Below are 3,658 nucleotides of genomic sequence, written 5' to 3'. Positions count from 1 at the left end.
GCAATCGAGTGCGCGCGCCAGCGTCACCTCCGCGTTGTGCGCAGGAACCACGATTGAAACCAAGGGATTATGCGCCACGCCGTCTTACCCGCCTGGTTCGAAGGTAGAACAGGAGCCCCGAAACATAGCCGGCGATTTCTTGCCAAAGGAAACGGTCCTCAGGGATACTGCGTCGAAACAGTCTCCTGCGAACTCTTGCGAGATACCAGAGCGGCTTCCATTTGAAAGCTTGTTCCAAATTCGCCCTGACGCCAGTCCGCTCATGCTGGACGAGCAATGCGGCTGAATGGCCGCGCATGTAGAAGTAGATTTGTTTGGCCAAGCTCTCCATCGTCCGTCTGTGAAAGTGGAACGCGACGGAGGCAGGCTCATACCGGCAGTCATATCCATTGGCGAGCAGCCGATACCAATATTCGGAATCCCCCGAGCATCCGGCCTGACCGACGTCGAGGCGCTCGTCAAACATCCCGGCGCGGTCGAATACTTCGCGTCGGAACGCCATGCTGGCGCCGGCGCCAATTTGCCAGGAAGGAAACACCTCGTGCTTTCTTGCGGCGAAGTCGTCCGCACGGAAGGTCTGTGGTGTGTAGCCCTGCCCGAAGCTCCAGAATGTCTCGAAATACCGCTGGGCTTCGGTGGCAATCTCGGCGGGCAGCACAAGGCCCGTCACGGCGCCGATCGAGCGGCTGTCGAACGCAGCAACCAATCGCTCAAGCCAATGCGGATGAAGCAGAACATCGTCGTCAGTGTATGCAACGATGGAAGAGGATGCCCTCTGAGCTCCTCGGTTGCGCGCAATATCCAGGCCGGGTCGATCCTCGCGCAGGTAGATTGCACCGGCGGCCAGAACGACCTGGCGCGTTTCGTCGCCTTTCGAGGCGTTATCGACCACGATGATCTCTGCCGGCGGCAAACTTTGCTGAGGAAGCGAAGCCAGACAGCGCCGCAACTCGTTCGGCCTGTCGCGCGTGCAGATGACCACGCTGGCGCTCGGCAGGTTCTGAACCGGTGAGGTCGGTCCCGAGTCTCGAGCGGCCGCAACCGGGGTAGCGCGGCACTGGCCATCGCTTCCCCTGAGCAGATGCCCAACTGGCAGCCCGCCGCGCCACAAGACGATCATGCCGGGATCGCAGTCTTCAGGAGCAACTTGGATGTCTAAATCCATATGGCGGACACCTGCGCCGTCAGCCACGCCGAACATTCTCCGCAGATCTGCCTCCAGCACATTTGCGCGCCAGCTTGGCGACATCTTCACCGACTGATTTCATTATAAAGCGGCCGAAATTCGGCGTTGCGCATCCGTTTCACTCCAACCTTGATCCAGCGAGGAACCAACCTGGCCCTGCAGTAAACGTCCACCATGTTGGGCAGGCGAGAAATCGCAGTGCGCGGATCCAGGACGAAGAGTTTCTTCGATAGTTTGCAGGCCGAGTAAAGCTGCCCGCCGATCAAAGCTCTCACCGCAAGCCAATGAATCATGTCGACCAGATGGGCATCGAGATCGCTGCCGAACTGCGGATATTTTTTGCGAAACTCGGCAAGAACAATCTCACACGAACGAAGCATCTGCATGACATCGCTTGACATGTTGACATTCGTCATCCGGTAGCCCACGAGGTGCTGGGGCACGACGCGGAATTCGTAGTTTTCCGCTATTCTGAGGCACATTAGAAGATCCTCACAGCCCTGTGCGTTCCTGGCCCTCAGGGAAGGATCGAATTGTCCCGCCCGCTCGAATGCGGAGCGACGCATCAGCATCGAACTTCCGTTGCCGACGAAATTCATTCTGCACATCCGTTGCAGAACCTGGCCATCGGCATCGGGCCGGTTGTACAGTGAGAATACCCGGCCGTTCTCGTCGATTTGCGCAAACCAGCAATATGCCAGACCCGCAGAAGAGCCGCCTTCCTGCAGGGCGCGTAGCTGCCGTGCGATCTTGGATGGGGCCCAGAGATCATCCGCGTCGACAAACGCCAGAAACTCGGCATCGGTAGAGGCCGCACCGCTGTTGCGGGCCTGCGCAACACCGGCGTTCGACTGCTTGATCAGGCGTATACGCCGGTCTCTCTCAGCACAGGAGGCGACAATCGAGGGGGACCGGTCTGTCGACCCGTCGTCCACCACGATAATGTCCAGTGCCTGATGGTCCTGCTGGCAGATGCTGGTCAAGGTGGCGCGAATGGTTCGCTCGGCATTGAACATCGGCACCACGACGCCGACCGTGGCATTGTCCTGGATCATTGGAGCCTTCGGTTTCTCTGCGAGAGCCAGTAAACAAGGAGGGCGCCAGCATTGCAACCAGCACCCCTCTTCAACGATCGGGGCGAATTGCGCGGGATCGGGCCGAGCGAGGCCATGGCGGCGCCGCAGCCCGGACAGATGTCCAGGGAGCGCCCTGTGAGACAGCGGTAACGCTGGCGATAGTCGGCGGTCGGGTCCGGCGTCAGCGGCGTGGGCGCCGCCAGAAGAAGACGGCACTGGGCGAGCTTGGCGACGCGGTGGCCGTTGGCGAGGAGGCCGTAATGGCGGATGCGATGGAATCCGTCTGGAAGGGCGTGCAGCAGGAAGCGCCGGATGAACTCGTCGGCGCTTAAGGTCATGAGCTTGTGCTTGGACTTGTCGTGGTGGCGATAGTCTTTCCAGCGGAAGCTGACCTTTCCCTGGTCCAGGCTCACGAGGCGGCTGTTGGCGATGGCGACGCGATGGGTGTAGCGGCCCAGATAGGCGAGGACCTGTTCGGGACCGCCGAACGGGGGCTTGGCGAAGACGACCCATTCGATCCGCTTCAATCCAGCCAGTTGGGTGCAGAAAGTGGCAGGGTCGGCCAGGCTGGCGAGATCGCTGAATAAGCGAAGCTGACCGGCGTCGAAGGCGTCCTGCAGGCGCTCCAGGAATAGCCGCCTGAACAGGCGCGACAGAACCCGCACGGGCAGGAAAAATCCCGGCCGGCCGGCGATCCATCGCCGGTCCCCGGCCTTCCCCGGGGCAGGCTCGAGCGACAGGCCACCGCCCGGCACGACGCAGTGGACATGCGGATGATGGTGGAGATTTTGACCCCAGGTATGAAGCACGGCGACCATGCCGATCTCGGCGCCCAGTTGCCTGGTATCGGCCGCCGCCACCCTCAAGGCTTCGGATGCGGCCTTGAACAGGATCGCATAGACCGCCGCCTTGTTCTGGAAGGCGATCTCAGCGATCTGGGCCGGGACGGTGAAGACCACGTGGAAGTATGGGACAGGCAGCAGCTCAGCCTGCCGCTCGGCCAGCCACTGGGCGCGGGCTAGGCCTTGGCATTTAGGGCAGTGGCGGTTGCGGCAGGAGTTATAGGCTTGCCGCACGAGGCCGCAGTCGGTGCAGTGTTCGGCGTGACCGCCCAAGGCCGCGGTCCGGCACGCCTCCACCGCGGCCATGACCCGCCGCTCGACACGCCCGAGATGGCCGGCATGGTCGCGGCGATAATCAGCCCCGTGACGGTGGAATACATCCGCCACTTCCAGATCCGGGCGCATGGCTCGCGGCTCAGCCGGGCGGCGTGATCTCCATGTGGAGTTGGTCAAAAGGACTGGCGGTCCGGCCGATCACAGCCGTTGAGACCTGGGCGTATAGTGTCGTCGTCGCCAGGCTGCGATGGCCCAGCAGCCACGCGTCATAATGCTCA

The 3,658-nt window shown here is 61.8% G+C and carries 3 protein-coding genes; all 3 read right to left on the bottom strand.

The features are described 5' to 3' along the window. Positions 1–67: 67 nt before the first annotated feature. Genes NMG80_RS01085 through NMG80_RS01075 form a run of 3 tightly spaced genes read right to left on the bottom strand, consistent with a single transcriptional unit; the run spans position 68 to position 3,509 of the window. On the bottom strand, positions 68–1,249 hold the full coding sequence (locus NMG80_RS01085; protein WP_254016416.1) for a glycosyltransferase family 2 protein: 1,182 nt from the start codon (positions 1,247–1,249) through the stop codon (positions 68–70). 2 nt (positions 1,250–1,251) lie between these two features. After that, the gene (locus NMG80_RS01080) at positions 1,252–2,241 is read right to left on the bottom strand and encodes a glycosyltransferase family 2 protein (protein WP_254016415.1); all 990 of its coding nucleotides are present in this window, start codon (positions 2,239–2,241) and stop codon (positions 1,252–1,254) included. Continuing rightward, positions 2,238–3,509 (bottom strand): IS91 family transposase, encoded by a 1,272-nt coding sequence (locus NMG80_RS01075; RefSeq protein WP_254016414.1) that lies wholly within the window; start codon positions 3,507–3,509, stop codon positions 2,238–2,240. The genes NMG80_RS01080 and NMG80_RS01075 overlap by 4 nt, the downstream gene beginning before the upstream one ends. Between the last annotated feature and the right edge of the window lie 149 nt (positions 3,510–3,658).

The organism is Mesorhizobium escarrei (genome assembly GCF_935825525.1).
GTDB classification, from domain to species: domain Bacteria; phylum Pseudomonadota; class Alphaproteobacteria; order Rhizobiales; family Rhizobiaceae; genus Mesorhizobium; species Mesorhizobium escarrei.
Note: the sequence above shows the minus strand (reverse complement) of the source record. Positions and strands in the feature narration are given on the sequence as shown.

Bases quoted from the DNA above. Each gene is read 5' to 3' on its own strand.
- NMG80_RS01085 (WP_254016416.1), bottom strand. From the start codon at position 1,249: ATGTCGCCAAGCTGGCGCGCAAATGTGCTGGAGGCAGATCTGCGGAGA.
- NMG80_RS01075 (WP_254016414.1), bottom strand. From the start codon at position 3,509: ATGCGCCCGGATCTGGAAGTGGCGGATGTATTCCACCGTCACGGGGCT.
- NMG80_RS01080 (WP_254016415.1), bottom strand. From the start codon at position 2,241: ATGATCCAGGACAATGCCACGGTCGGCGTCGTGGTGCCGATGTTCAAT.